The following is a 21,537-nucleotide window of genomic DNA, read 5'->3' as shown; positions in this document are numbered from 1 at the left end:
GGACACCTCTCGACTAGTAGAGCGCCGCCTGGTAGCGTTCATCGATAGCGTCGCCTAGACCAGACCGAAGAGATACTCGCGCCGTTCAGAGTCGGTCGGCGAGTGCGGCGCCCATCTCCTCGGTGGTCGCCTCGCCGCCGACGTCGGGCGTCCGCGGCCCCTCCGCGAGTACGTGCTCGACCGCATCACGGGCGCGCTGAGCCTCCTCGTCGTAGTCGAAGAACTCCAGCAGCATCGCGGCCGACAGCACGGCCGCGGTCGGGTTCGCCACGCCCTCGCCCGCGATGTCCGGCGCGGAGCCGTGGACCGGTTCGAACAGCGCGCGCTCTGGGCCGACGTTCGCCGACGGGAGGAGGCCCAGGCCGCCCACGAGGCCGGCTGCCAGGTCCGAGAGTACGTCGCCCGCGAGGTTCGGACAGACCACGGTGTGGTAGTCCTCGGGAGACTGCACCAGGTGCGTCGCCATCGCGTCCATCAGCTCGGCCTCCGTCGGGACGCCGCGCTCCTCGGCGACCCGCTCGACCGTCTCCAGGAACAGGCCGTCGCTCTCGCGCATCACGTTGGCCTTGTGGGCGATGGTGAACCCCTCCGGCGCGAACTCGCAGGCGTACTCCGCGAGGCGCTCCGTGGCCTCTCTGGTGATGACGCGAGTGGTCGTCGCCACGCCGTCGGCGATCGTCGCCTCGTGGCCGCCGTAGACGCCCTCCGAGTTCTCCCGGAGGAAGACGACGTCCGTCTCCGGCTTGACCGCCTCCACGCCGGGGTAGGCGCGCGCCGGTCGGACGTTCACGAACGAGTCCACGGCCGCGCGGAGCGGCAGTACGACGTCCGCGGCGGTCTCGCCGGCCGCACCGAACAGCGTCGCGTCGGCCGATTCGGCCGCCGCCCGTGTCTCCTCGGGGAGCGGCGTGCCGGTCTCGGCGGCGACCGCGTCGCCCGCGTTCGCGCGCACGAACTCGAAGTCGCCGACGGCCCCCAGCACGTCGACGGCGACCGGCAGGACCTCCGCGCCGATGCCGTCGCCCGGGATGACCACGATCTCCTCAGTCATCGGTGTAGGGGAGGGAGGCGCGAGTCTCGCGCACGGCCTGTTCGTTCGACCCCATCAGCGCGGTCGTGTCCCAGACGCCGTCGACGAGCGCACGTCGCTGTGCGTCGTCCACGGTCGCGTCGACGGTCGTGTCGCCGTAGCGGATCTCCGCCGCCGCGACGTCGACCTCGACGTCGCCGTCGGGGTTCGCGGCGATCCAGTCCTGGAGCGCCTGCACGTCCGCGGCGTCGGCGGTGACGGTCGGGATGCCGAGCGCGAGGCAGTTCCCCGCGAAGATCTCGGCGAACGACTCGCCGACGACGGCGTCGATCCCCCACCGCATCAGCGCCTGTGGCGCGTGCTCGCGGGAGGAGCCACAGCCGAAGTTCGCGTTCACGGCGAGCACGGACGCGCCCTGGTAGCGCTCCTCGTTGAACGGGTGGTCCTTCTGCTCGTCGTCGTCCGTGAACCGCTGGTCGAAGAACGCGAACTGCCCGAGGCCGTCGAAGGTGACGACCTTCAGGAAGCGCGCCGGGATGATCTGGTCCGTGTCGATGTCGTTACCGCGCACGGGAATCCCCGTCCCCGAGACCTGTCGGACGGTGTCGGCCGGACCGCTCATTGTCGCACCTCCCCGCGCGGAGCCAGTTCGCGCACGTCGGTCACCTCGCCGGTCACCGCGGCGGCGGCGACCATCGGCGGACTCATCAGCACGGTCCGCCCCTCCTTCGAGCCCTGTCGCCCGACGAAGTTCCGGTTCGACGACGACGCACACGCCTCGGCGCCCTCCAGCTGGTCCTCGTTCATCCCGAGGCACATCGAACAGCCGGCGTCCCGCCAGTCGAAGCCAGCCTCCGTGAACACCTCGTCGAGGCCCTCGGCCTCTGCGGCGGCCTTCACGCGCTGGCTGCCGGGGACGACCATCGCGCGGACGTCCTCGTGGACCTCGCGGCCGCGGACGACGTCCGCCGCGGCTCTGAGGTCCGGTAGCCGCGCGTTCGTACAGGAGCCGAGGAACGCCACGTCGACCGGGTAGCCGTCCATCGTGTCGCCGGGCGTGACGCCCAAGTGCGCCTGGGAGTTGCGCGCGACGTCCTGTTTCTCGGGCGGGAGGTCCTCCGGGTGGGGAATCGGCTCGGAGATGCCGACGCTCTGGCCGGGGGTCGTCCCCCACGTCACGGTCGGCTCGAGCGTACTGCCGTCGATCTCGACGACGTCGTCGTAGGTCGCGTCGTCGTCAGAGCGGATGGACTCCCAGTACTCCTTCAGTTCCTCGAACGCCTCGCCTTCGGGCACCTTCTCGCGGCCCCGCAGGTAGTCGTAGGTGGTCTCGTCGGGGTTGACGTACCCCGCGCGGGCGCCACCCTCGATGCTCATGTTACAGATACTCATCCGACCGGCCATGTCCATCGCCTCGACGGCGGGGCCGCCGTACTCGTAGACGTAGCCGACGCCGCCGTCGGTGCCGAGTTCGCGGATGACCGCGAGAATCACGTCCTTCGGCGTGACGCCCTCACCGAGTTCACCGGTCACCTCGATGCGGCGGACCTTCTGTTTCTCCATGGCGATACAGCCGGTGGCGAGCACGTCCCGGATCTGGGAGGTGCCGATGCCGAACGCGAGCGCGCCGAACGCGCCGTGGGTCGCGGTGTGGGAGTCGCCACAGACGATGGTCTTCCCCGGCTGGGTGAGTCCCTGCTCCGGGCCGACCACGTGGACGATGCCCTGGCGGCCCGTCGTCGGGTCGTCGAACTGGATGCCCGCCTCGCGAACGTTCGCCTCGAGTTCGCTCATCATCTCTTCGGCGGCGCCCTCGTACGGCCGCGACTGGTCGGCGGTCGGCACAATGTGGTCGACGGTCGCGTGCGTGTGCTCCGGGAACGCCACCTCCAGGCCGCGCTCCTCGAGCATCCCGAACGCCTGTGGGCTCGTCACCTCGTGGACGAGGTGGAGGCCCACGAACAGCTGTGTCTGCCCGGTCGGCAGTTCGGTCACCGCGTGCCGGTCCCACACCTTCTCGTACAGCGTACCCTCGCTCATCAGTTACTCCTCGGCCGTCTCCGGTACGGGTGGCTCGCCGCCGCGTTCCCAGACGCGGTTGACGTCGTCTGCTTCGTTCGGCGGGGTCTGGTCGACGTCCTTCATCTTCTGCTCGGCGGGCGAGCGTTCCTCGTCGGTCTCCTCGTCCGCGTCCTCGGCGCCCTCCCGTTCGCCACCGTCTGTGGCGACCGTCGGCCCGCGTCGGAACACGCGTCCGAACACGTTCGCGGGGTCCGAGGGGTTCCGCTGACTGACGCTCCGCATCGTCTTCTCAGTCATCCGCGGACACCTCCGGCTCTCGCTCGCGCTCCTCTGCAGTCTCCTCGTTGGTCTCCTCGTCGGCCCACGCGAACAGCGCGCGCAGGCGCTCGCCGACGTCCTCGATCTCGTGGTTCTGCTCGGCCTTGCGGCGCTGGCGGTACGAGGGTCGGTTGGCCTGGTTCTCGGCCACCCACTCGGTGGCGAACTGGCCGTTCTGGACCTCCTCGAGGACCTCCTCCATGTTCTCTCGCACGGCGTCGTCGATGACCGCTTCACCGCGCGTGAGGCCACCGTACTCGGCAGTGTCGGAGACGGAGTCCCACATCGCGGCCAGCCCACCCTCGTACATCAGGTCGACGATGAGCTTGATCTCGTTCATGCACTCGAAGTACGCCATCTCGGGGCTGTAGCCCGCGTCGACGAGCGTCTCGTACCCCATCTTCGTGAGTTCGGCGATGCCGCCACAGAGGACGGCCTGCTCGCCGAACAGGTCGGTCTCGGTCTCCTCGCGGAACGTCGTCTCGACGACGCCCGCGCGGGCGCAACCGAGCGCGTGGGCGTAGGCGAGCGCCTCCTGTCGGGCGCTACCGGTGGCGTCCTGGTACACGGCGAGCAGCGCGGGCGTCCCCTCGCCGTTCTCGTAGTTGCGGCGCACGAGGTGGCCGGGCGACTTCGGCGCGATCATCGTCACGTCGACGTCCTCCGGCGGTTCGATCTGACCGTAGTGGATGTTGAAGCCGTGCGCGAACTGGAGCGTGTCACCGGCGTCCAGTTCGGGTTCGATGGCCGCGAACACAGACGGCTGGGCGGTGTCCGGGACGAGCATCGAGACGACGTCGGCCTCGCTGGCCGCCTGCGTCGGCGTCTCGACGCGCAGGCCGTCCGCCTCGGCGGCCGACCGCGACGAGGAGTCCTCGCGGAGGCCCACGACGACGTCGACGCCGCTGTCCGCGAGGTTCTGTGCGTGGGCGTGGCCCTGGCTGCCGTAGCCGAGCACGGCGACGGTCTTGTCGTCGACGTGTCGTCGGTCTACGTCCGATTCGTGGTACACTGGCTGCGTGAAATCTGTCTCTGTCATTTGAGGTACTCTGGAACGACTGCTGTCTTGGTCTCGCCACGCGCCAGCGCCGTCTGTCCGGTCCGCGCGATCTCGCGGATGCCGAACTGACGGAAGGCGTCGATGGCGTCGTCTATCTTCTGCTCGTCGCCGGTCAACTCGACCGTGATCGTCCGGGGACCGGCGTCGAGGGTCTTCCCGCCGTACATCTCCGTGATGGCGTGGACCTCGTTCGGTCGGTCCGCGTCCACCTTCACCACCACGAGCTCCCGCGTCACGGCGTCCGCTGCGAGTTCGCGGACGTGGATGACCGGGACGACCTTCTCGAGTTGCTTCTCGACCTGGTCGATGCCGGGGTCCGGTTCCTCGACGACGACGGTGATGCGCGCCCAGTCGTCGTTCTGGGTGTCCGCGACGGTCAGCGACTCGATGTTGAACTGTCGTCGGCTGAACAGCCCGGAGACGCGCGCCAGCACGCCCGGCTCGTGTTCGACGAGCGCGGAGATGACGGTGCGGCGCGGCGGGTGTTCGGCCTCCGTCTCCGGGTCGATGCGGATGCCCTGGGCGTTCCGGCGGCCCGTGGGTCGCTGCCGGTCCTCCGGGGCCGGCCCCCGCAGGCCCTGCTGGTCCTGTCGCTCGCTCATAGCTGGTCCTCCGAGAGCGCGAACTGGCCGTTGTCGCCGCCCGACGGCACCATCGGGTAGACGTTCTCCGTTGGGTCGATGTAGACGTCCACGACCGAGGGGCCGTCGACGGCGAGCGCTGCTTCGACGGTGTCCGGCACGTCGTCGTACTCCTCGATGCGGAAGCCCGTCGCGCCGAACGCCTCGGCGAGTTCGTCGAACTTCGGCACCCAGGGATACTCCGAGGCCATCCGGCGGCCGTCGAAGAACGCGTCCTGCCACTGCCGGACCATCCCGATGGCCTCGTTGTTCAGCACGAACACCGTGATGTCGAGCTGTTCGCGCACCGCGACGATCAGCTCCTGGCAGGTCATCATGAACGACCCGTCGCCGTCGAAGCAGACGACCGACTGGTCGTCGTCCGCGGCGACGCGCGCGCCGATGGCCGCGGGCAGCCCGTACCCCATCGTCCCGAGGCCGTGGGAGGAGATCCACGTCCGGGGCTGTGTGTACGTCCAGTACTGGCAGGCCCACATCTGGTGTTGCCCGACGCCGGTCGTGACGACGGTGTCGTCGTCGGTGGCCGCGTCGACGGTCTCGACGACGTACTGGGGTTTCACCGGGTCGTCCTCGTGGACCGCGTAGTCCATCGAGTACTCCGTCTTCCACTCGGCGCACTGCGCGACCCACTCCCCGGTGTCGGGGGAGGCCGGCATCGCGTCGGCCAGTTGCTCGACGACGGTGCCCGCGTCCCCGACCAGCGGGTGGTCGGCCTCGATGTTCTTCGAGATCTCCGCGGGGTCGATGTCGACGTGGACGAGTTCCGCGTCCGGCGCGAACGAGTCGACGCCGCCGGTCAGGCGGTCGTCGAAGCGCGTGCCGACCGCCAGCATGCAGTCGGCCATCGTCACCGCCATGTTCGCGTAGCCGGTGCCGTGCATGCCCGCCATCTCCATGGCGAGGTCGTGGTCCTCCGGGAACGCGCCGATACCAGGCATCGTCGTGACGACGGGAATCTCGTGTTCGGTCGCGAACGCCCGAACCGCCTCGGTGGCGTCGCCCTTCACGACGCCGCCGCCCGCCAGAATCACGGGTCGGTCCGCTTCGGCGATGGTCTCGGCGGCGGCCGCGACGTCCTCGTCGCTGGCGTGCTCGCGCACGCTGACGGTGTCCGGCACCGACGGCTCGCTCGGTTCGACGTCCGTCTCGCCCAGCGTCACGTCCTTGGGAAGGTCGACGAGTGTCGGTCCCTGCCGGCCGTGTTCGGCGAGCGCGAACGCCGTGCTGACGTCCTCGCCGACCGTGTCGGAACTCGACGCGAAGTAGTTCGACTTCGTGACCGGGGTCGTGACGCCGACGGTGTCCGTCTCCTGGAACGCGTCGTTCCCGACGAGGTCGGTCGGCACCTGGCCCGTGAGCGCGACGACCGGTTCGGAGTCCATGTCGGCGTCGGCGATGCCGGTGACGAGGTTCGTCGCACCCGGTCCTGAGGTGGCCATGCAGATGCCTGGCTTCCCGGTCACCGAGCCGTACGCGTCCGCAGCGTGGGCCGCACCCTGTTCGTGGGCCATCGTCACGTGCGAGAGGTCGGAGTCGTACAGCGCGTCGTAGACGGGCATGATGGCGCCGCCCTGCACGCCGAAGACGGTGTCGACGCCGGCCGTCTCCAGGGACGCGACGACCGACTCCGCGCCGGTTCGCGTCGTGGGCTCGGCGTCTTCAGTCGACTCTGCGGAGCTGTCGTCCTCCGCCGCTCGTTCGGTCGCTTCCTCCTCGTGTGGACGCTCGCTGTCGCCGAACTCCGGCACTGCGCCCTGATCTGTCATCGATACCCCTCCCGTGGTGTCGTGTCGCGGTTCGTTGCTGTCGGTTTCATTGCGGATGCTGCAGTGGCTGTCGGATTTTCCTGGAACGACTCGGTCGGTGGAGAATGGATAAAGGGGGAGCTTACGCCCCTACAATACCGACAGCCACACCGCTGACCACGGGCGAACCGGGGAGTGCGGTGTGGGACTGCATCGTACGTGTCAGCAGTGGCTCGTCGCATAAAGCCGTTGCTGGTCGCGCAATCGTTGCCGGCCATCACGCACGCACCTCTTCGGCAGCGCGCTCGACGCCGACCTCGCCCGCGAACGCCCGCAGGTCCGCCTCGGTGACGACGTCCTTGTCGCTGGCGTGGGCTTTGACCTTCTTCGTGACCGCACGGACCTCCGTGTCGGTGGGGTCGTAGCCCGCCTCCTCCAGGTGCTGGCGTACCGCGTGCGTGCCGGTGTGTTTCCCGAGCACGACTTCGCGCTCGGCGCCGACCATCTCGGGGGTCATCACGCCTGGCTCGAACGTCTCGCTGTTCTCGATGACGCCAGCGGCGTGGATGCCCGACTCGTGGGCGAACGCGTTCGCGCCCACGACTGGCTTGTTCACCGGAATCGGCACCGAGGAGCGCTCGGCGACCAGTTTCGAGATGTCCGCGATGGCGGTCGTGTCGATGCCGGTGTCGGCACCGTAGACGCTCTCCGCGCTCATCACGACCTCCTCGAAGGCCGCGTTGCCGGCGCGCTCGCCGATGCCGTTGACCGACACCTGCACCTGGTCCGCACCGGCTTCGACGCCCGCCAGCGCGTTCGCGGTGGCGAGGCCGAAGTCGTCGTGCGTGTGCACGTCGATGCGGGCGTCGGTGTGCTCGCCGACGAACTCGACGAGTTCGCCGAACCGCTTCGGCGTGGCCACGCCGCAGGTGTCGGGGATGTTGATCCAGTCGACACCGACCTCGTCGACGGCCGCGACGACCTCCGCGAGGAACGCGGGGTCGGTGCGGGTGGCGTCCATCGGCGAGAACATCACGTCGGCGCCCGACGCGGCGGCCTGCTCGACCGCGGCGACGGAGCGCTCGACGACCTCTTCTCGTGTAGTGTGCATCGAGTCCTCGATCTGGACGTCGCTCGTGGACGCGAACACGTGGACCATGTCCACGCCCGCGTTCACCGCCGCCTCGACGTCCGACTCCACGACGCGGGCGAGCCCGCAGGTTGTGGCGTCGGTCGAGTCGGTGATGTCCGCGGCGGCCTCGGCCTCCGCTTCGCTGTTGGCCGGGAACCCGGCCTCGATGACGTGGACGTTCGCGTCGTCCAGCGCGGCGGCTATCGTGCGCTTGTCGTCGTAGTCGAAGGAAGTCCGTGGCGTCTGCTCGCCGTCGCGGAGCGTCGTGTCGAAAACTCGTACCTGTTCGAACTCGTTACGCTGGGCTAACGTGCCCTCGAAGAACCCGTTCCCCCGGACTTGCACCGGGCGCCTCGTTGTGAGACATCGTACCACCTCCCATCTCCCCCTCGTATTTACGTGTTTCCCCCTGACAGACGCTGTCGCGCGGGAATCGTTCACGGTCGTCAGGGGAGGATTCAGCGAATCGCAAGACGGCGGCACCTCAAAGGAGATATTAGGTCTTGGGGTGACACCGTATGTCTCGTTGTCGGCGATTCGAGAAATCGACGCGGTTCGACCCAGAAGTGGCGGGATTTTCGGGATGGCGAGCGGCGCGCGCGGTCGAGCGCAGCGAGACCGCGGATAGAGTGAACGGTGAGCGAAGCGAACCGTGAACCGCGCGTAGTCGACCGAAGGGAGATCGCGGACCGAGCGAGCGGCGAAGCCGCGAGCCGCGCGCAGTCCCACTCCCCGCTCGCTCGGGTCGCGGCGAAACGATTATGAAACGCGATTGAAACAATCGACTATCTATGGCAGGTCACGAGTCACGACCCGACGTTCCACCGGGCACGACCAGCGGAGGACGGCGGACGACCGTTCGCGGCACGATTCGCGGGATGGCAGCGCGCGCGAACCCGGCGTTCGCCGCGGGTGCAGTGCTCGTTCCGGTGGCCGCGCTCGTCTACGCGACGACCGTCGCGAACCGCATCCACCACACGTACGTCCACGTGATGGCGGGCGTGCTCTGGACGGGCATCGACCTCTTCATGGCGATGGTGCTCGGTCCCGTCCTCGGTGGTCTCGACGTCGACGAGCGCGCGAACGTCTTCCAGCGATTTACCCCGAAGATGACGTTCCTGCTGCCGACGCTCGCGCTCGTCACCATCGCGGGCGGCATCACGCTCGCACTCCGGATGTCGTTGTTCCCCGCCGCTGACGCGTGGCTCGCCATCTTCACGGCCGTCACGCTCGTCCCGGCGCTGCTCCTCATCGGCTGGCAGCTCGACGCGTTCGGCGACTGGCGGTGGCAGGCGTGGTTCGGCGTCGCCGCCCTCGGCAGCGGGGCCTACCTCGCCGTCGCGCTCCCCGGGTTCGCCATGACCAACCACGCCATCGCCGCCGCGCTCGCCATCGTCGCGGCGCTCACCGTCGTCGGGTTCGGGGTGTTGATGCCCGGCGAAGTCCGGATGTACAGGGAGATGGTCTCCGACGACCCGGACGTCCAGCTCATCGGCGACATCGGCATGCGGAACGCGAAACTCGCGGGCGTGCAGGGCGTGCTCCAGCTCGCCGTCGTCGCGGTGATGGTGTACCTCCGCTGGGGCGGCTTCTGAAAAACGGGGGTCGGTACGTTCGGCCCGTCAGTTCCCGCGGTTCTGCATCTTCTCCTCCTCGGGCAGGTCGACGTTCGCCTCGCCCTTCATGCCGGAACCGATGTTCGAGGAGATGTCCGCGAGTCGCTCGGCGTCGTCCCAGTTGTTCACGGCGTCCACGATTGCGCGGCCCATCGCCTCGGGGTCCTCCGCGCCGAAGATACCGGAGCCGACGAAGATGCCGTCGCACTCGTGGTGCATCATCAGCGCCGCGTCCGCGGGCGTCGCGATGCCGCCCGCCGCGAAGTTCACGACCGGCAGGCGTCCCATCTCCGCGGTCTCGTGGACGAGTTCCGCGGGCGCCTCGATGTCGCGGGCGTAGTGCTCGCGCTCCTCGTGGGTCATCCCCTCGAGTTCGCGGATGGCGCCCTTGATGGTGCGCTGGTGGTGGACGGCCTGGTTCACGTCGCCCGTGCCGGCCTCGCCCTTCGTGCGGATCATCGCCGCGCCCTCGTCGATGCGCCGGAGCGCCTCGCCGAGGTTCCGCGCGCCGCAGACGAACGGCGCCGTGAAGTCGCGCTTGTCGATGTGGTACTTGTCGTCCGCGGGCGTCAGCACCTCGGACTCGTCGATCATGTCCACGCCCACCGCCTGGAGAATCTCGGCCTCCTTCGTGTGGCCGATGCGGGACTTCCCCATCACCGGGATGGAGACGGAGTCGACGATCTCGCTCACGTCCGCGGGGTCGGCCATCCGCGCGACGCCGCCGCGCTTCCGGATGTCTGCGGGGACTGCTTCGAGCGCCATCACTGCGACGGCGCCCGCCTCCTCCGCTATCTTCGCCTGCTCGGCGTCGACTACGTCCATGATGACGCCGCCTTTCTGCATCTTCGCGAAGCCGCGCTTCACGAGTTCGCTGCCTCGACGGAGTTCCTCGAGGTCGGTCTCGGTAGCCATACGAGTTGGTTTCGCCGGGAACTGTTAATGCGTACCGGTTGCGGAGGCGTGTCGTCCCTCGAGTTGGTTCCCGACCGATGGCCGACGTGACGCTCCCAGTAGCAAAGATGCCAAGCACTTAGTTTCCGAACGAAATACCGCCACCAATGGCAGACCGTGACCCGCGGGACCCCGAGACGGGCGTTCGCGACGCCGTCGAGCGCTCTCGGAGCGGTGCACCAGCGGTCGGGTCGGTCGTCCGCGACCGGTTCTCCTCCGACGAGATATTCCAGCGCATCGTCGCCGCGGCCGACGAAGAGATCACGTCCGGCAGCCGCGAACTGTTCTTCAGCGCGCTCGCCGGTGGGTTCGCGATAACGGTCACGTTCATGCTGTACGTCTCGCTGACCGCGACGACCGGCAGCGACTCCGTGGTGCGCGCACTGCTGTACCCCCTCGGGTTCATCTACATCATCATCGGCGGCTACCAGCTGTACACCGAGAACACGCTGCCGCCGGTCGCGCTGACGCTCGAACGACTGGCGAGCGTCCCGGCGCTGTTGCGCAACTGGACGGTCGTGCTCGCCGGCAACTTCACGGGCGGGGCGCTCGGCGCGGCCGCGCTGGTCTTCGGCGGCGTCATCTCGCCGGAGGCTGCGGCGGTGGCGTCGTACCTCGGCCACACCGGCGTCGGGACCGCGTGGTGGAGCCTCTTCTCGAAGGCCGCGTTCGCGGGGTTCATCGTCGCGGGCGTGGTCTGGGTCGAGTACGCCGCCCAGGACACGATATCACGGCTCGTGGTCGTCTACATCGCGTTCCTGGCGATTCCGCTCGGCGGTCTCTACCACTCGGTCGTCTCGTTCACCGAGATGGTGTACCTCGTCCTCGAAGGCGACCTCGCGGTGGCCGTCGGCCTCGTGGAGTTCGTCCTCCCCGTACTCCTGGGGAACACCGTCGGCGGAGTCGTCCTCGTCACCGTCGTCAACTACTTCCAGACGACGGAACACCGGATCTCCTCGGCCCGCTTCGAGGGCGTGGACCGACAGCTCTCGCTCCGCGAGTGGCTCTTCGGCGGACTGGTGGGCCGCTCGTACGTTCCCATCGTCGACACCGCCGAGGGTCACGGGAACGGTGAGGACGACTACCGCATCGTCGTCCCCATCTCGAACCCACGGACCGAGTCCAACCTCGTGGAACTGGCGTGCACGCTCGCCACCCGGACGGACGGCGCCACCGTCCACGTCGTCCACGTCGTCCAGATGCCCGACCGGACGCCCCGGGGGTACCGCGTCGACCAGCGCGACCGGATCGTCGCGAACTCCGACGAACTACTCGGCGACATCCGGGAGGTAGCGGCGGGCTTCGACGTCGACTACGAGACGTCGACCGTCGTCTCCCACCGCTCGTTCGAGGAGATCTTCGACATCGCGGAGCGCGAGCACGCGGACCTCGTGGTGATGGGGTGGGCCGAGGACCGCCTCTGGTCGAAGGGCCGCGCGGAACGGCCGCTCGACGAACTCACGAACCGGCTGCCCGCCGACGTCCTCGTGTTCCGGGACCGCGGACTGGACGCCTCCCGCATCCTGCTGCCGGTCGCGGACAACGTCCACGCCGACCTGAACGCCGACGTCGCGCGAGCGCTCCGCGAAACCGCCGGCGCGGCCGTCACGCTCCTGCGGGTCGCCCCCCTTCCCGACGAACGCGAGGCCGGCGAGCAGTTCCTCGCCGACTGGGCCGCCGACCACGACCTGTCGGACGCCGACCTGGTCGTCGACGACTCCGGGGACGTGGAAGGTGCCATCGTCGACGAGGCCGCCGACCACTCCCTCCTGCTCGTGGGTGCGACCGAACAGGGGCTGCTCTCCCGGCTCGTCACCGACTCGCTGCACGTCGACGTCGTCACCCACTTCGACGGGTCGATACTGCTGGCCGAGCGTGCGTCCCCCCGGAGCATCCGCGACCGGCTGTTCGGTCGGTAGGGCCGTCGCGACGGGAGAGACCGCCAGAGCTTTGCGCCGCTCGCGAGACGACCAGCTATGTCGCTGCCGTCGAGAGCGTCGCTCCCCTGGTACGTCGCGCCGCTGCCCGAGTGGCTGGAGGATTTCGCGCTCCGGTTCGCGTGGGTCATCGTCGCCGTCAACCTCGCGGGGACCGCCTTCGGCTTCTGGTACTACCGCGTCCAGTTCGTCGAGACGCCGCTGGTCGCGTGGGCGCTCGTCCCCGACAGCCCCGTCGCCACGCTGTTCATCGCGCTGTCGCTGGCCGCCTACAAACTCGACTACGACGCCGACTGGCTGCACGCGCTGGCGTTCTTCGGCTGTCTCAAACTCGGACTGTGGACGCCGTTCGTCCAGCTGGTCGTCAACGGCCAGGGCAGCCTCTGGTGGGCGATGTACTGGTTCCTCGTCGTGAGCCACGTCGGGATGGCGGTGCAGGCGTTCGTCATCCACCGCTACGCGACGTTCTCCGTCGGCGCCGTCGCCGTCGCCGTCGGCTGGTACGGCTTCAACGACCTCGTCGACTACTTCCTGCAGGTCGCCGGCGGTCCCCACCACACGCTGCTGCGCGCCGAACAGACTAGGATGGGCTTCGACCACTCGCTGGCCGCACACGACCTTGCGGCCGCTGCTGCGGTGACACTCACCATCCTCGCGACGTTCCTCGCGCTCGCGACGCGCGTGAAGACGCTGGAATCTGAGCACGGTCGCCGCGATAGTTGAATCCGGGGCCGAGGAACCGGGGCATTCTCTCTGGACTTCAACAACCGCCGGAAAGCCCCGGCCGTGTCGACTCCCGGGCCTCGCTGTGCGCCTCGCTCACTGCGTTCGCTCCGGTGCTTGGATCGCGAGCGAACAGGCAAGCGCGAGCGTCCCGGGGCTTTCTGGTGGGACGCACCACCAGCCGTTCCAAATACCGCCTGAACCCACGAACGCCTGAGCGCTTATCACTCCGGCACCCGACAACTCGGCCATGTACGACGCGGTCGCAGACCTCTCACTGACCGTCGGAGGCGTCGAACTCGAACGCGTGGAGCGCGAGACGCCGGCGTTCGCGCGGGCTACCACCGTCGTCACGCTCCACGGGGACGCCGAGACGGGCCGCGGCGAGGACGTGACCTACGAGGCGGACCACCACGACGCCCTCGCGGAGTGGTGGGACGAGACGGCAGACGACGCCTTCGACCTCGCGGGCGAGTACACGTTCGCGGAGTTCTCCGCGGCCCTCGACGACACCGACCTCTGGCCGGCGGACGACCCCGAACGCGAGGACTTCCGGGACTACCGCCGCTGGGGGTTCGAGGCCGCCGCGCTCGACCTGTCGCTCCGGCAGGCCGACGCGACGCTCGCCGACCGCCTCGGCCGGACGCTGGACTCCGTGCGGTTCGTCGTCAGTAGCCGCCTCCCCGAGGGCGACACGTCCCGGATGGAGACGCTCCTGGAGCGCTACCCCGGGGCCGAACTGAAACTCGACCCGACCGCCGACTGGCCCGTCGAGACGTTCGACTACCTCGAGGAGACGTCGGCCGTCCGCATCCTCGACCTGAAGGGTCGCTACGAGGGTACGGACGTCGACCAGTCGCCGGACCCCGGCCTCTACGAGCGCGTCTTCGAGACGTTCCCCGACGCCGTCGTCGAGGACCCGGCGCTCGACGACGAGACGACGCCTATCGTCGAGGAACACGCCGACCGCGTCTCCTGGGACGCCCCGATCCACGGCATGGACGACGTACGCGCGCTGCCGTTCGAACCCGAGTGGCTGAATATCAAGCCCTCGCGGTTCGGCACTGTCGAGTCGCTGCTGGAGACCGTTGAGTGGGCACTGGAGAACGACGTGTCGTTGTACGGTGGCGGCCAGTTCGAACTCTCCGTGGGTCGCGGGCAGATACAGGAACTCGCCGGCGTGTTCTACGCCGACGGGCCGAACGACGTCGCGCCGGGCGCGTTCAACGACGTCGACCTCCCCGAGAACCTGCCGGAGAGTCCGATCCGGGTGCCCGAGGACCACGTCGGCTTCGGGTTCTAGTGGGGGTCTCGCGCGGCGAACTGCTCGCCACCGAGCGTCTGGTCTGCAGACCGTTCACCAACGTCTAAGTACGGCGACTCTGTAGCCCGAGGAGATGAACCGGAGGGATGTCGGATGTCGCGGGGAGTAGGGGAACTGGCTGTCGTGACGGAGTTCCCGGAGTGGGTGGTCGCCCTCGCCGGACTCGTCACCCAGTTCGGCGACATGTGGTTCGTCCTCGTCGGCATCGCGGCGTTCTACTGGCTCGGCAGGCGCGGCGTGCTCCGGACAGAACGCCCGCTGGGAGACAGCCTGTTCCTGTTCTCGCTCGCCATCGGCGGGTACGCGCTCACGCTGCTCCTCAAACACACGTTCGGTCTCCCGCGGCCACCTGGGGCCGCGACGGCGACCTTCCCGGCGTGGCTCCCGGCGGTGGCGAACCCGGTGTACGAGTCGCTGGTGACCGGCGACGGGTTCGGCTTCCCGAGCGGCCACGCGGTGAAGTCGGCGGCGGTGTTCGGGGGTGCCGCGCTGGTCCTCGAAACGCGGGAGCGTCAGCGCCGGTTCGTGGTCGCCGGCCTCCTGATCGCGCTGGTCGCCCTGTCGAGGGTGGTCCTCGGCGTCCACTACGTCGTCGACGTCGTCGTCGGCGTCGTCGTCGGCCTGCTGTTCCTCGCGGCGATGACCCGGCTGGCGAGACACCGCCCGAGATGGGCGCTGGCCTGCGCGGGCACTCTCGGGGTGCTCGCCGTCGCGATGGCGGCGACGACCAGCGCGGCGTTGACCGTCGTCGCGGCCGTCGTCGGGGTCGGCATCTGGGAGGCCGTCGACCGGACCACTGCCCCGTCCGCGACGGGGGGAACGTAGCGGCGGGGAACGGCTCCCGACTACTCGCTGTCCTGGTGGGCGCGCACCCACAGTTCGCCGATGCGCGAGAGTCGCGTCCGGTAGGACTTCCCGCGTTCCTCGCGCTCGACGTACCCCTTCCCGCCGGGGCCGAGTTTGTCCACCGTGTACGTCACCTTCGAGCGGAAGCTGTCCGTGTACTCCTCGCTGAGGTCGGCGGCGACCGTCTCCGCGAGTTCGCTGACGGAGTCGAACTCGCCGTGCTCGCCGAGTGTGAACAGGATGAGCTCCTCGAACGGCTTGACGTTGGAGAACGACGCGACCGGGAGTTCGACGATGTGGCTGCCGTCGATCTCCTTCGCGCCGATGGTTGTGCCGCGCTCGTCGAACTCCGCGAGCAGGTCACGGGCGGCGTCCAGTCGCTCGGCGACCTCGTCCTCGTCGACGCCGCCGTCCGAGACGCCCGCGAGCAGGTCCGCGCTCGCCTGGAGTTCCTCGGCGAGTTCCGTCTCCAGGTACTTCTCGGGGGCCGTGTAGTACGTGTGGATGCGGTCGCGGTCCTCCTGGCGCTCGACCATGATGGAGTGGGCGGCCGTCGCGAACGCGAACGACACGGTCCGGGGCATCGACGCGATGTTCACCCACACCTCGCCCTCGGGGTCGGCGTCGAGCACATCCGCGATGAGGTCGAACGCCTGCTCGAAGGCGGTGTCGTAGTCGTAGACGTCGGTCACGGCGACGCGCTCTGTCTCCGCGCCGAGGAGGTTCCGGAAGTCGGCTTCGAGTTTCTGGGCGATGCGCTGGCTGTACTCCACGTTCGCCTCGCTGCCGACCGCGCCCTCGAGGAGGATGACGCGGTCCACGGTCAACTGCTCGCGGACCAGCGGCGCGATGAGCCGGTCGTAGTCGAAGCCGACCGGCACGACGTGCGTCTGCATACGTGGACCCGTGGAGTGGACGGTATAAAAATCAGGAGACTCGATACCGGGGCCGCCGACGCCGCCGACCTGGGGTACTGCCACGGGAGGTGACGCGCCCACCCCGACATCGGACGCCGCTCTCTCGAGTGTGGCGCACGGAGCATCTCGCGCCGACACCAACATGTTGGGGTAACCACTACCGGCGTGGGCGAGCGACGTAACTCAATGGTCCAACAGGTCGCGTCCGAACTGGGACATCGCCTACGTCCGTCCACGTTCGGCACCGAACTCTACCGCCGGAACCGCGTGCTCGCGAGCGTCACCGCGGGCTTCCTCGTACTGCTCGCCGCCTTCCTCGTCGGCTTCGCGATCGACCCGCGGACGGTCGGCGGTGAGTCCGTCTGGCTCAAACCCACGAAGTTCGCCGCCAGCATCGCGCTGTTCGCCGGGTCGCTGGCGTGGCTCACGCCGCAATTCCCCGTCTCGGACCGCCTGCTGGGCGTCGTGAGCGCGGGTGTCGCCACCGGGTCGATCGTCGAGATCGCGCTGATCGGTGGCCAGGCAGCCCGCGGCGTCGAATCCCACTTCAACACTGCCACGGCTCTCGACACGGCCGTCTACAACGTGATGGGAGCCACCATCGTCGGCGTCGTCGTGCTCGTCGCCTGGCTGCTCGTCCGGTCGTGGCGTGCGGACTTCGACGTCGCACCGCCGTTCGCGTGGGGGATCCGCCTGGGAGTCCTCCTGTTCGTTCTCGGCTCCTTCCAGGGCGGGACGATGGCGGCGCTCTCCGGGTCGGTCACGGGCTCTGGAGGGACCGTCCCGGTGCTCGGCTGGAACCTCGGCGGCGACCTCCGGATTGCACACTTCGTCGGCCTCCACGCCCTCGAAACTGTGCCCCTGGCCGGCTACCTCGCGGCCCGCGCTCACCAGCGCGGTCGCGTCGAACGTCCACTGCGCGTCGTCGCAGCCGTCGCCGCAGCGTTCGCAGTCGCGCTGGTGCTGGCACTCGCGCACGGCCTCGCGCCGGTCTTCCGGTAGCGCCGGTCGGTCGTTAGACGAGGTCTGCCGTCGTGGCAACGGCCGCGAACTCCCCGCGGAGGTGGGCGAGCGCGACGCGGTGGTTCGTCTCGGCGTCGACCGTCCCGCCGTCGTGGGTCTCCCGGGCGAACGTCGCGGTGGCGTCCGCGACGACCGTCGGCTCGAAGCCGAGGTTCTCCGCCATCCGCGTGGTCGTGGAGACGCAGTGGTCGGTCGTCAGCCCGCAGACGACGAGTTCGTCGTTCCCGCGCTCGCGGAGCCACGTCTCCAGGTCGGTCCCGACGAACGCGCTGTTGACGGACTTCACGAACACTGGTTCGTCGCCCTCGGGCGCCGTCTCGGGCTTCCACGCGAACCCCGGACTGTCGCCACGGAGCGGGCTGTCGACCTCGGTCGAGTCGTGGCGGACGTGGACGACGGGGTCGCCGCGCTCGCGCCACGTGGACAGCAGGCGCGCGGCGTTGGCCTCCGCGTCGGGGTTGTTGCGCTCGCCGTAGGCGGGGTCGTCGAAGCCCGTCTGGAAGTCGACGAGCAGCAGGACGGGCGCGGTCATGCTCGCCCCGTCGTCACGTCCGCCGTCACCTGCAGCGGGCACATCTCCGGGGCCTCCGACTCGTCCTCGCTGAGGAGGTACTGGGGCCACTCGTGGTCCTCCCCCCAGTCGCCGAGGTCGGCGTGCGGGCAGGCGCCGTCGTAGTCCTCGAGGCGCTCCCGGATGCGGTCGCGGGCCCGTTCACCGGCGTCCGTGTCGCCGGTGACCCCCTCGAAGATCGCCCGGGGCTGGAAGGTCACCTCCAGGCCGACCGGGCAGTACCGGCTCTGGCGCGTCTCGTAGAACGGCGCGCGGGCGGTCGGGAAGATGGGTTCGCCGCCGAAGCAGAACTCCCAGTACGGGTCGTCGGGGTCCGTCGGGATGTCCGCGGGCCACGGTTCGGGGTCCTCGACGTGGAGGAACTGGAGGACGTGCCAGAAGCGCTCGTGCCAGCCAGCCTCGTCGAGCGGGCGCTCGGGCGGCCTGAAGAACACCGCGAAGCTCACGCGGTCGCCGTGGTCGCGGAACGTGTCGAGGTACTCCAGCAGGGCGTCGCGGAGCGAGAACAGCGCGTCCGGGTGGGTCGTCGACTCGACGAACGCGTACAGCGGCCGCCCCTCCTCGACGGACGCCTTCCCGAAGAAACACGGGAACGGCTCGCCGTCGCGCTCGCCGGTCACGGACGCGCGGAAGTTCTCGAAGTGGCGCTGCGCCCACTCCGGGACGGCCCCGGACTCGACGCGATCGACGGCGGTGTCGTGGTCGAGGACCGCTCCCAGTTCGGCCTCGTTCATGCACGGAGTTCCGGAGGCCGTGAATTTCCGTGTTTCCCTCGCTCCCCGCGAGTGGGATTCCGACGGGTGGTCCCTCGGTTCGCCGAGAGACACCGGTCTCTCGTGCTCCCGCGCTCACTTCGCGTACGCGGGACCGTCAGCGGTTTCTTCCGGTCGCGCCAACCGCCGCCCATGAGCAAGTGGCTCGAGTCCGGCCTACGGCGGGACGTCTGCGTCGTCGTCGCGGGGGAAGGGAACCCAACGCAGCAGTCGGTGAAGCGCGCCGTCGAGCGGAAGAACGACGACCGCATCCGGCCCAAGCGGTTCAACGGCGCCGTCCGGAAGCTCGAAACTGCGGGCATCCTCGTCCGGGAAGCCGACGGCATCCACGACCGCCTCTCGCTGACGGACGCGGGCGAGCGCCGCCTGCGCGACCACCACGAGTGGGTCGCGGAGTACCTCGACGTCTAGGCCGTCGGCAGTCCTCCTCGTCCGGGGCGCAGAGCGAAACAGGGATGCTAGCGTGTCCCACTCCACCAGTACGTTCATCCACTCTGACGCCCGGACGAGTTTCATGAGCAACTGGGTCGAGGAGTACACGGAGACGGAGGACCTGAACCGGAAGTACGGACTGCTCCGCGCGGAGATGACTAGGCTCCGCGGCCGGAGAGACGACGCCGAGTTCTTCGACACGGACGCTGTCCGCTGCCACGTCAGACGGTTGAACGAGACGGTCTCCGGCGAACTAGTGGTGTTTGTCGCGAACGATTTCGGGGTGCCGAGGGCGTACCGGGCACGTGAGCTCGGGGCGGACGCACAGGACGAGATCCGGCAGGCGGTTCTGGAGAACAAGTACGACGACACGAACGAGGACCTGGACGAGATCCGCCGGGAGTTACTGGACGACCACCCGGGAATACACAAGGCTATCGTCGCGGCGTACTCCGAGGGCGTTCCTCGATATCACCTCCCCGAGGGCTCGAACGAGTCGACGAACTTCCTCACCGTCCGCGAGATGGTCGGCCTGATCGACTACACGACGAACAGCTTCCAGAGCGACGGGCTGTCCGAGACGTACTGAGTCGCTCCATCGCCGTTCGTGGCCGGTCGTTGCACTCGTACGGGGCCGATTTCGGCGGTTCGGCGGCGAGCGAACGGGAAGCCCCGCGGGGTACCTCGACTAGTCAGCGCGCAGCGGCTCGAAGTACGCGTCCTCGTTCTCGGTAACCGACCGGGCGGTGACGGCGGAGACGCCGACGGTGAGCAGGAGTCCGAGCGCCATCCCGACGATGGACGCGAACCAGCCCCAGTAGGCGTCTGCGAGGATGGGGACGTTCGTGAACGTGGCTCCGAACAGCGTCAGCGACTCGACGTAGACGTCTGGGCCGAAGACGGTCCAGAGGTAGAACGCCTGGCTGCCCGCGACCCCCACGAGCATCCCGGACCTCGTGGTGCCGCGCCAGTACAGCGCGACCGCGACGGGGAGCGCGAGCTGGGCGAAGCCGCCGAACGCCGTCTCGCCGAGTTCGACGAGCGTGCCGGGTTCGTAGAGGCTGACGGCGAACGTCGAGAGCGCGAACACCACGACGCCCGCGCGGCCGAGCAGGTTCTCGCGGGCGCTGCTGGCGTCGGCGTTCACGAACGGCCGGTAGATGTCCCGCGTGAGGTACGACGACCCCGAGAGCAGCATCGAGTCCGAGGAGCTCATCATCGCCGCGAGCGCGCCCGCGACGACCAGCGCCGCGAACCAGCCGGGCGTGTACTCGTTCAACAGGACCGGGAGCACGTTGACGCCCTCGGGAATCGCGAGACCGACCCCCTGCGCCCACGACCCGAGCAGGAACGCGGGGACGAACAGGAGCACGACGAGCACCGGCCAGAGCGCGAACGTCCGCTTCAGCACTTTCTCGGACCGCCCGACGAAGAACCGCTGGTTCACCTGTGGGAACATCGTCACGCCGAACGCGATGCCGATGGCTTGCGAGAGCAGCCACTGCGGCGAGTACGCGCCGCCGCCGAGGGCTTTGAACTCCGCGGGCAGCGCGGCAGCCAGCGGTCCGCTGGACGAGATCTCGGCGGCGACCCAGACGAACGCGAGCCACGTCATCGTAAGCATGAACACGCCCTGGAGGGTGTCCGTCCACGCGACGCCGCGCATCCCCGAGAGGACGACGTAGGCGATCATGAACAGCGTGATGAAACCGGCGCCGGCCCAGTAGGGGACGACGCCGTCGGTGAGCGCTTCGAGGGCGGTGCCGGCGCCGACCTGCTGGAGCATCACGTACGGGAACAGCCAGAGGATGCTGACGCCGGCGACGAGGCCGCGCAGCGTCCGCGAGCCGAACCGGTCGCCGAGCATCTCGCCGAGCGTGAGGTAGCCGTAGGCGCGCCCGAGCAGCCACTGCCGGTAGCCCAGGAGGTACCACAGCAGGCCGAAGAGGACGCCATCCATCAGCCCCATCACGAGGATCCACTCCGGACCGAGGCGGTAGGCGATGTTCGGACCGCCGAAGAACGTGAACGCCGACAGCAGCGTGGCGAACGTCGTGAACAGCAGGACGCCGGTGCCGAGGCCGCGGCCCGCGAGGTAGTAGTCCTCCGCGGAGCGGTCGGTGACGCGGTAGGCGACCACGCCGACGGCCACCGCGGCGAGCATGTAGGCGGTGACGATACCGATCTCGAGGAGCGCGCTCATCGTCTCACCTCGACGAAGGTGCCCCAGTCGCGGCGCGCGAACAGCGCGAACGCGGCGGCCGTGACGCCCATCCACGCGACGTGCCACCAGAGCCACACCGGGAGGCCGGCGACTGTCGTGGCGTCGCGCCAGAGGAACCACGGGATGCTGAGCGCGACGAGCACGACGAAGACGACTCCCCACCCGAGAGCTACACGTGACGCCATCGTTGTCACAACTCTTCGTCCATCCGGGTTAAGTGTTACTGAAAACTACCTATCTTCGGGTTCG

The 21,537-nt window shown here is 68.9% G+C and carries 22 protein-coding genes; 8 read left to right on the top strand and 14 right to left on the bottom strand.

What is annotated here, in order from left to right:
• Positions 1–85: 85 nt before the first annotated feature.
• The 8 genes from LT965_RS04070 to LT965_RS04035 form a co-directional block, all read right to left on the bottom strand.
• Positions 86–1,051: an isocitrate/isopropylmalate dehydrogenase family protein gene (locus tag LT965_RS04070; protein WP_232702738.1), complete on the bottom strand. Its 966-nt coding sequence runs from the start codon at positions 1,049–1,051 to the stop codon at positions 86–88.
• Positions 1,044–1,652, bottom strand: a complete 609-nt coding sequence (gene leuD / locus LT965_RS04065; RefSeq protein ID WP_232702737.1) for a 3-isopropylmalate dehydratase small subunit — start codon at positions 1,650–1,652, stop codon at positions 1,044–1,046. Before leuD ends, LT965_RS04070 begins: the two co-directional genes overlap by 8 nt.
• Complete coding sequence (leuC, locus tag LT965_RS04060; protein ID WP_232702736.1) at positions 1,649–3,070, bottom strand: 3-isopropylmalate dehydratase large subunit; 1,422 nt, start codon at positions 3,068–3,070, stop codon at positions 1,649–1,651. Before leuC ends, leuD begins: the two co-directional genes overlap by 4 nt.
• A 3-nt stretch (positions 3,071–3,073) precedes the next feature.
• The gene (locus LT965_RS04055; RefSeq protein WP_232702735.1) at positions 3,074–3,349 is read right to left on the bottom strand and encodes a DUF7989 family protein; all 276 of its coding nucleotides are present in this window, start codon (positions 3,347–3,349) and stop codon (positions 3,074–3,076) included.
• Entirely contained in the window at positions 3,342–4,409 is a 1,068-nt protein-coding gene (gene ilvC, locus LT965_RS04050) for a ketol-acid reductoisomerase (protein ID WP_232702734.1), read from the bottom strand. The genes LT965_RS04055 and ilvC overlap by 8 nt, the downstream gene beginning before the upstream one ends.
• The gene (gene ilvN / locus LT965_RS04045) at positions 4,406–5,032 is read right to left on the bottom strand and encodes an acetolactate synthase small subunit (protein WP_232702733.1); all 627 of its coding nucleotides are present in this window, start codon (positions 5,030–5,032) and stop codon (positions 4,406–4,408) included. Before ilvN ends, ilvC begins: the two co-directional genes overlap by 4 nt.
• Positions 5,029–6,837 (bottom strand): biosynthetic-type acetolactate synthase large subunit, encoded by a 1,809-nt coding sequence (ilvB, locus tag LT965_RS04040; RefSeq protein WP_232702732.1) that lies wholly within the window; start codon positions 6,835–6,837, stop codon positions 5,029–5,031. Before ilvB ends, ilvN begins: the two co-directional genes overlap by 4 nt.
• 256 nt (positions 6,838–7,093) lie before the next feature.
• Complete coding sequence (locus LT965_RS04035; RefSeq protein ID WP_232702731.1) at positions 7,094–8,293, bottom strand: LeuA family protein; 1,200 nt, start codon at positions 8,291–8,293, stop codon at positions 7,094–7,096.
• A 533-nt stretch (positions 8,294–8,826) separates the two neighbouring features.
• Between LT965_RS04035 and LT965_RS04030 the strand changes: the two genes are divergently transcribed.
• Positions 8,827–9,543, top strand: coding sequence for a hypothetical protein (locus LT965_RS04030; protein ID WP_349292081.1), 717 nt, complete (start codon positions 8,827–8,829; stop codon positions 9,541–9,543).
• Between the two features lie 27 nt (positions 9,544–9,570).
• Here LT965_RS04030 and pdxS read toward each other — a convergent pair whose 3' ends face one another.
• Positions 9,571–10,479, bottom strand: a complete 909-nt coding sequence (pdxS, locus tag LT965_RS04025; protein ID WP_232702729.1) for a pyridoxal 5'-phosphate synthase lyase subunit PdxS — start codon at positions 10,477–10,479, stop codon at positions 9,571–9,573.
• 146 nt (positions 10,480–10,625) lie between these two features.
• Here pdxS and LT965_RS04020 point away from each other — a divergent pair, with 146 nt between their 5' ends.
• The 4 genes from LT965_RS04020 to LT965_RS04005 all read left to right on the top strand — a co-directional run bounded on the left by LT965_RS04020 (position 10,626) and on the right by LT965_RS04005 (position 15,327).
• Complete coding sequence (locus tag LT965_RS04020; RefSeq protein WP_232702728.1) at positions 10,626–12,437, top strand: formate/nitrite transporter family protein; 1,812 nt, start codon at positions 10,626–10,628, stop codon at positions 12,435–12,437.
• A gap of 57 nt (positions 12,438–12,494) precedes the next feature.
• On the top strand, positions 12,495–13,178 hold the full coding sequence (locus tag LT965_RS04015) for a DUF1405 domain-containing protein (protein ID WP_232702727.1): 684 nt from the start codon (positions 12,495–12,497) through the stop codon (positions 13,176–13,178).
• A gap of 250 nt (positions 13,179–13,428) precedes the next feature.
• Positions 13,429–14,481, top strand: a complete 1,053-nt coding sequence (locus LT965_RS04010; RefSeq protein WP_232702726.1) for a hypothetical protein — start codon at positions 13,429–13,431, stop codon at positions 14,479–14,481.
• Positions 14,482–14,595: 114 nt separating this feature from the next.
• The gene (locus LT965_RS04005) at positions 14,596–15,327 is read left to right on the top strand and encodes a phosphatase PAP2 family protein (protein WP_232702725.1); all 732 of its coding nucleotides are present in this window, start codon (positions 14,596–14,598) and stop codon (positions 15,325–15,327) included.
• A gap of 20 nt (positions 15,328–15,347) precedes the next feature.
• Here the strand turns inward: LT965_RS04005 and LT965_RS04000 are convergent, their stop codons facing one another.
• Complete coding sequence (locus tag LT965_RS04000) at positions 15,348–16,244, bottom strand: HFX_2341 family transcriptional regulator (protein ID WP_232702724.1); 897 nt, start codon at positions 16,242–16,244, stop codon at positions 15,348–15,350.
• Positions 16,245–16,451: 207 nt separating this feature from the next.
• Between LT965_RS04000 and LT965_RS03995 the strand changes: the two genes are divergently transcribed.
• Complete coding sequence (locus LT965_RS03995) at positions 16,452–17,267, top strand: hypothetical protein (RefSeq protein ID WP_232702723.1); 816 nt, start codon at positions 16,452–16,454, stop codon at positions 17,265–17,267.
• 13 nt (positions 17,268–17,280) lie between these two features.
• Here the strand turns inward: LT965_RS03995 and LT965_RS03990 are convergent, their stop codons facing one another.
• Together LT965_RS03990 and LT965_RS03985 are read right to left on the bottom strand one after the other, a co-directional pair.
• Positions 17,281–17,820 (bottom strand): cysteine hydrolase family protein, encoded by a 540-nt coding sequence (locus LT965_RS03990; RefSeq protein ID WP_232702722.1) that lies wholly within the window; start codon positions 17,818–17,820, stop codon positions 17,281–17,283.
• Positions 17,817–18,593: a YqcI/YcgG family protein gene (locus LT965_RS03985; RefSeq protein ID WP_232702721.1), complete on the bottom strand. Its 777-nt coding sequence runs from the start codon at positions 18,591–18,593 to the stop codon at positions 17,817–17,819. The genes LT965_RS03990 and LT965_RS03985 overlap by 4 nt, the downstream gene beginning before the upstream one ends.
• Positions 18,594–18,764: 171 nt before the next feature.
• Here LT965_RS03985 and LT965_RS03980 point away from each other — a divergent pair, with 171 nt between their 5' ends.
• Both LT965_RS03980 and LT965_RS03975 read left to right on the top strand, forming a co-directional pair.
• On the top strand, positions 18,765–19,043 hold the full coding sequence (locus tag LT965_RS03980) for a PadR family transcriptional regulator (protein WP_232702720.1): 279 nt from the start codon (positions 18,765–18,767) through the stop codon (positions 19,041–19,043).
• A 103-nt stretch (positions 19,044–19,146) separates the two neighbouring features.
• Positions 19,147–19,653, top strand: a complete 507-nt coding sequence (locus LT965_RS03975; protein ID WP_232702719.1) for a hypothetical protein — start codon at positions 19,147–19,149, stop codon at positions 19,651–19,653.
• A gap of 99 nt (positions 19,654–19,752) precedes the next feature.
• On the opposite strand, the gene LT965_RS03970 is transcribed toward LT965_RS03975, so the two are convergent.
• Both LT965_RS03970 and LT965_RS03965 read right to left on the bottom strand, forming a co-directional pair.
• Positions 19,753–21,267, bottom strand: a complete 1,515-nt coding sequence (locus LT965_RS03970) for a sodium:solute symporter family protein (RefSeq protein WP_232702718.1) — start codon at positions 21,265–21,267, stop codon at positions 19,753–19,755.
• Complete coding sequence (locus tag LT965_RS03965; protein ID WP_232702717.1) at positions 21,264–21,473, bottom strand: DUF3311 domain-containing protein; 210 nt, start codon at positions 21,471–21,473, stop codon at positions 21,264–21,266. Before LT965_RS03965 ends, LT965_RS03970 begins: the two co-directional genes overlap by 4 nt.
• Between the last annotated feature and the right edge of the window lie 64 nt (positions 21,474–21,537).

Source organism: Halobacterium wangiae (genome assembly GCF_021249345.1).
Lineage (GTDB): Archaea > Halobacteriota > Halobacteria > Halobacteriales > Halobacteriaceae > Halobacterium > Halobacterium wangiae.
This window is presented reverse-complemented; position numbering and strand designations above follow the sequence as displayed.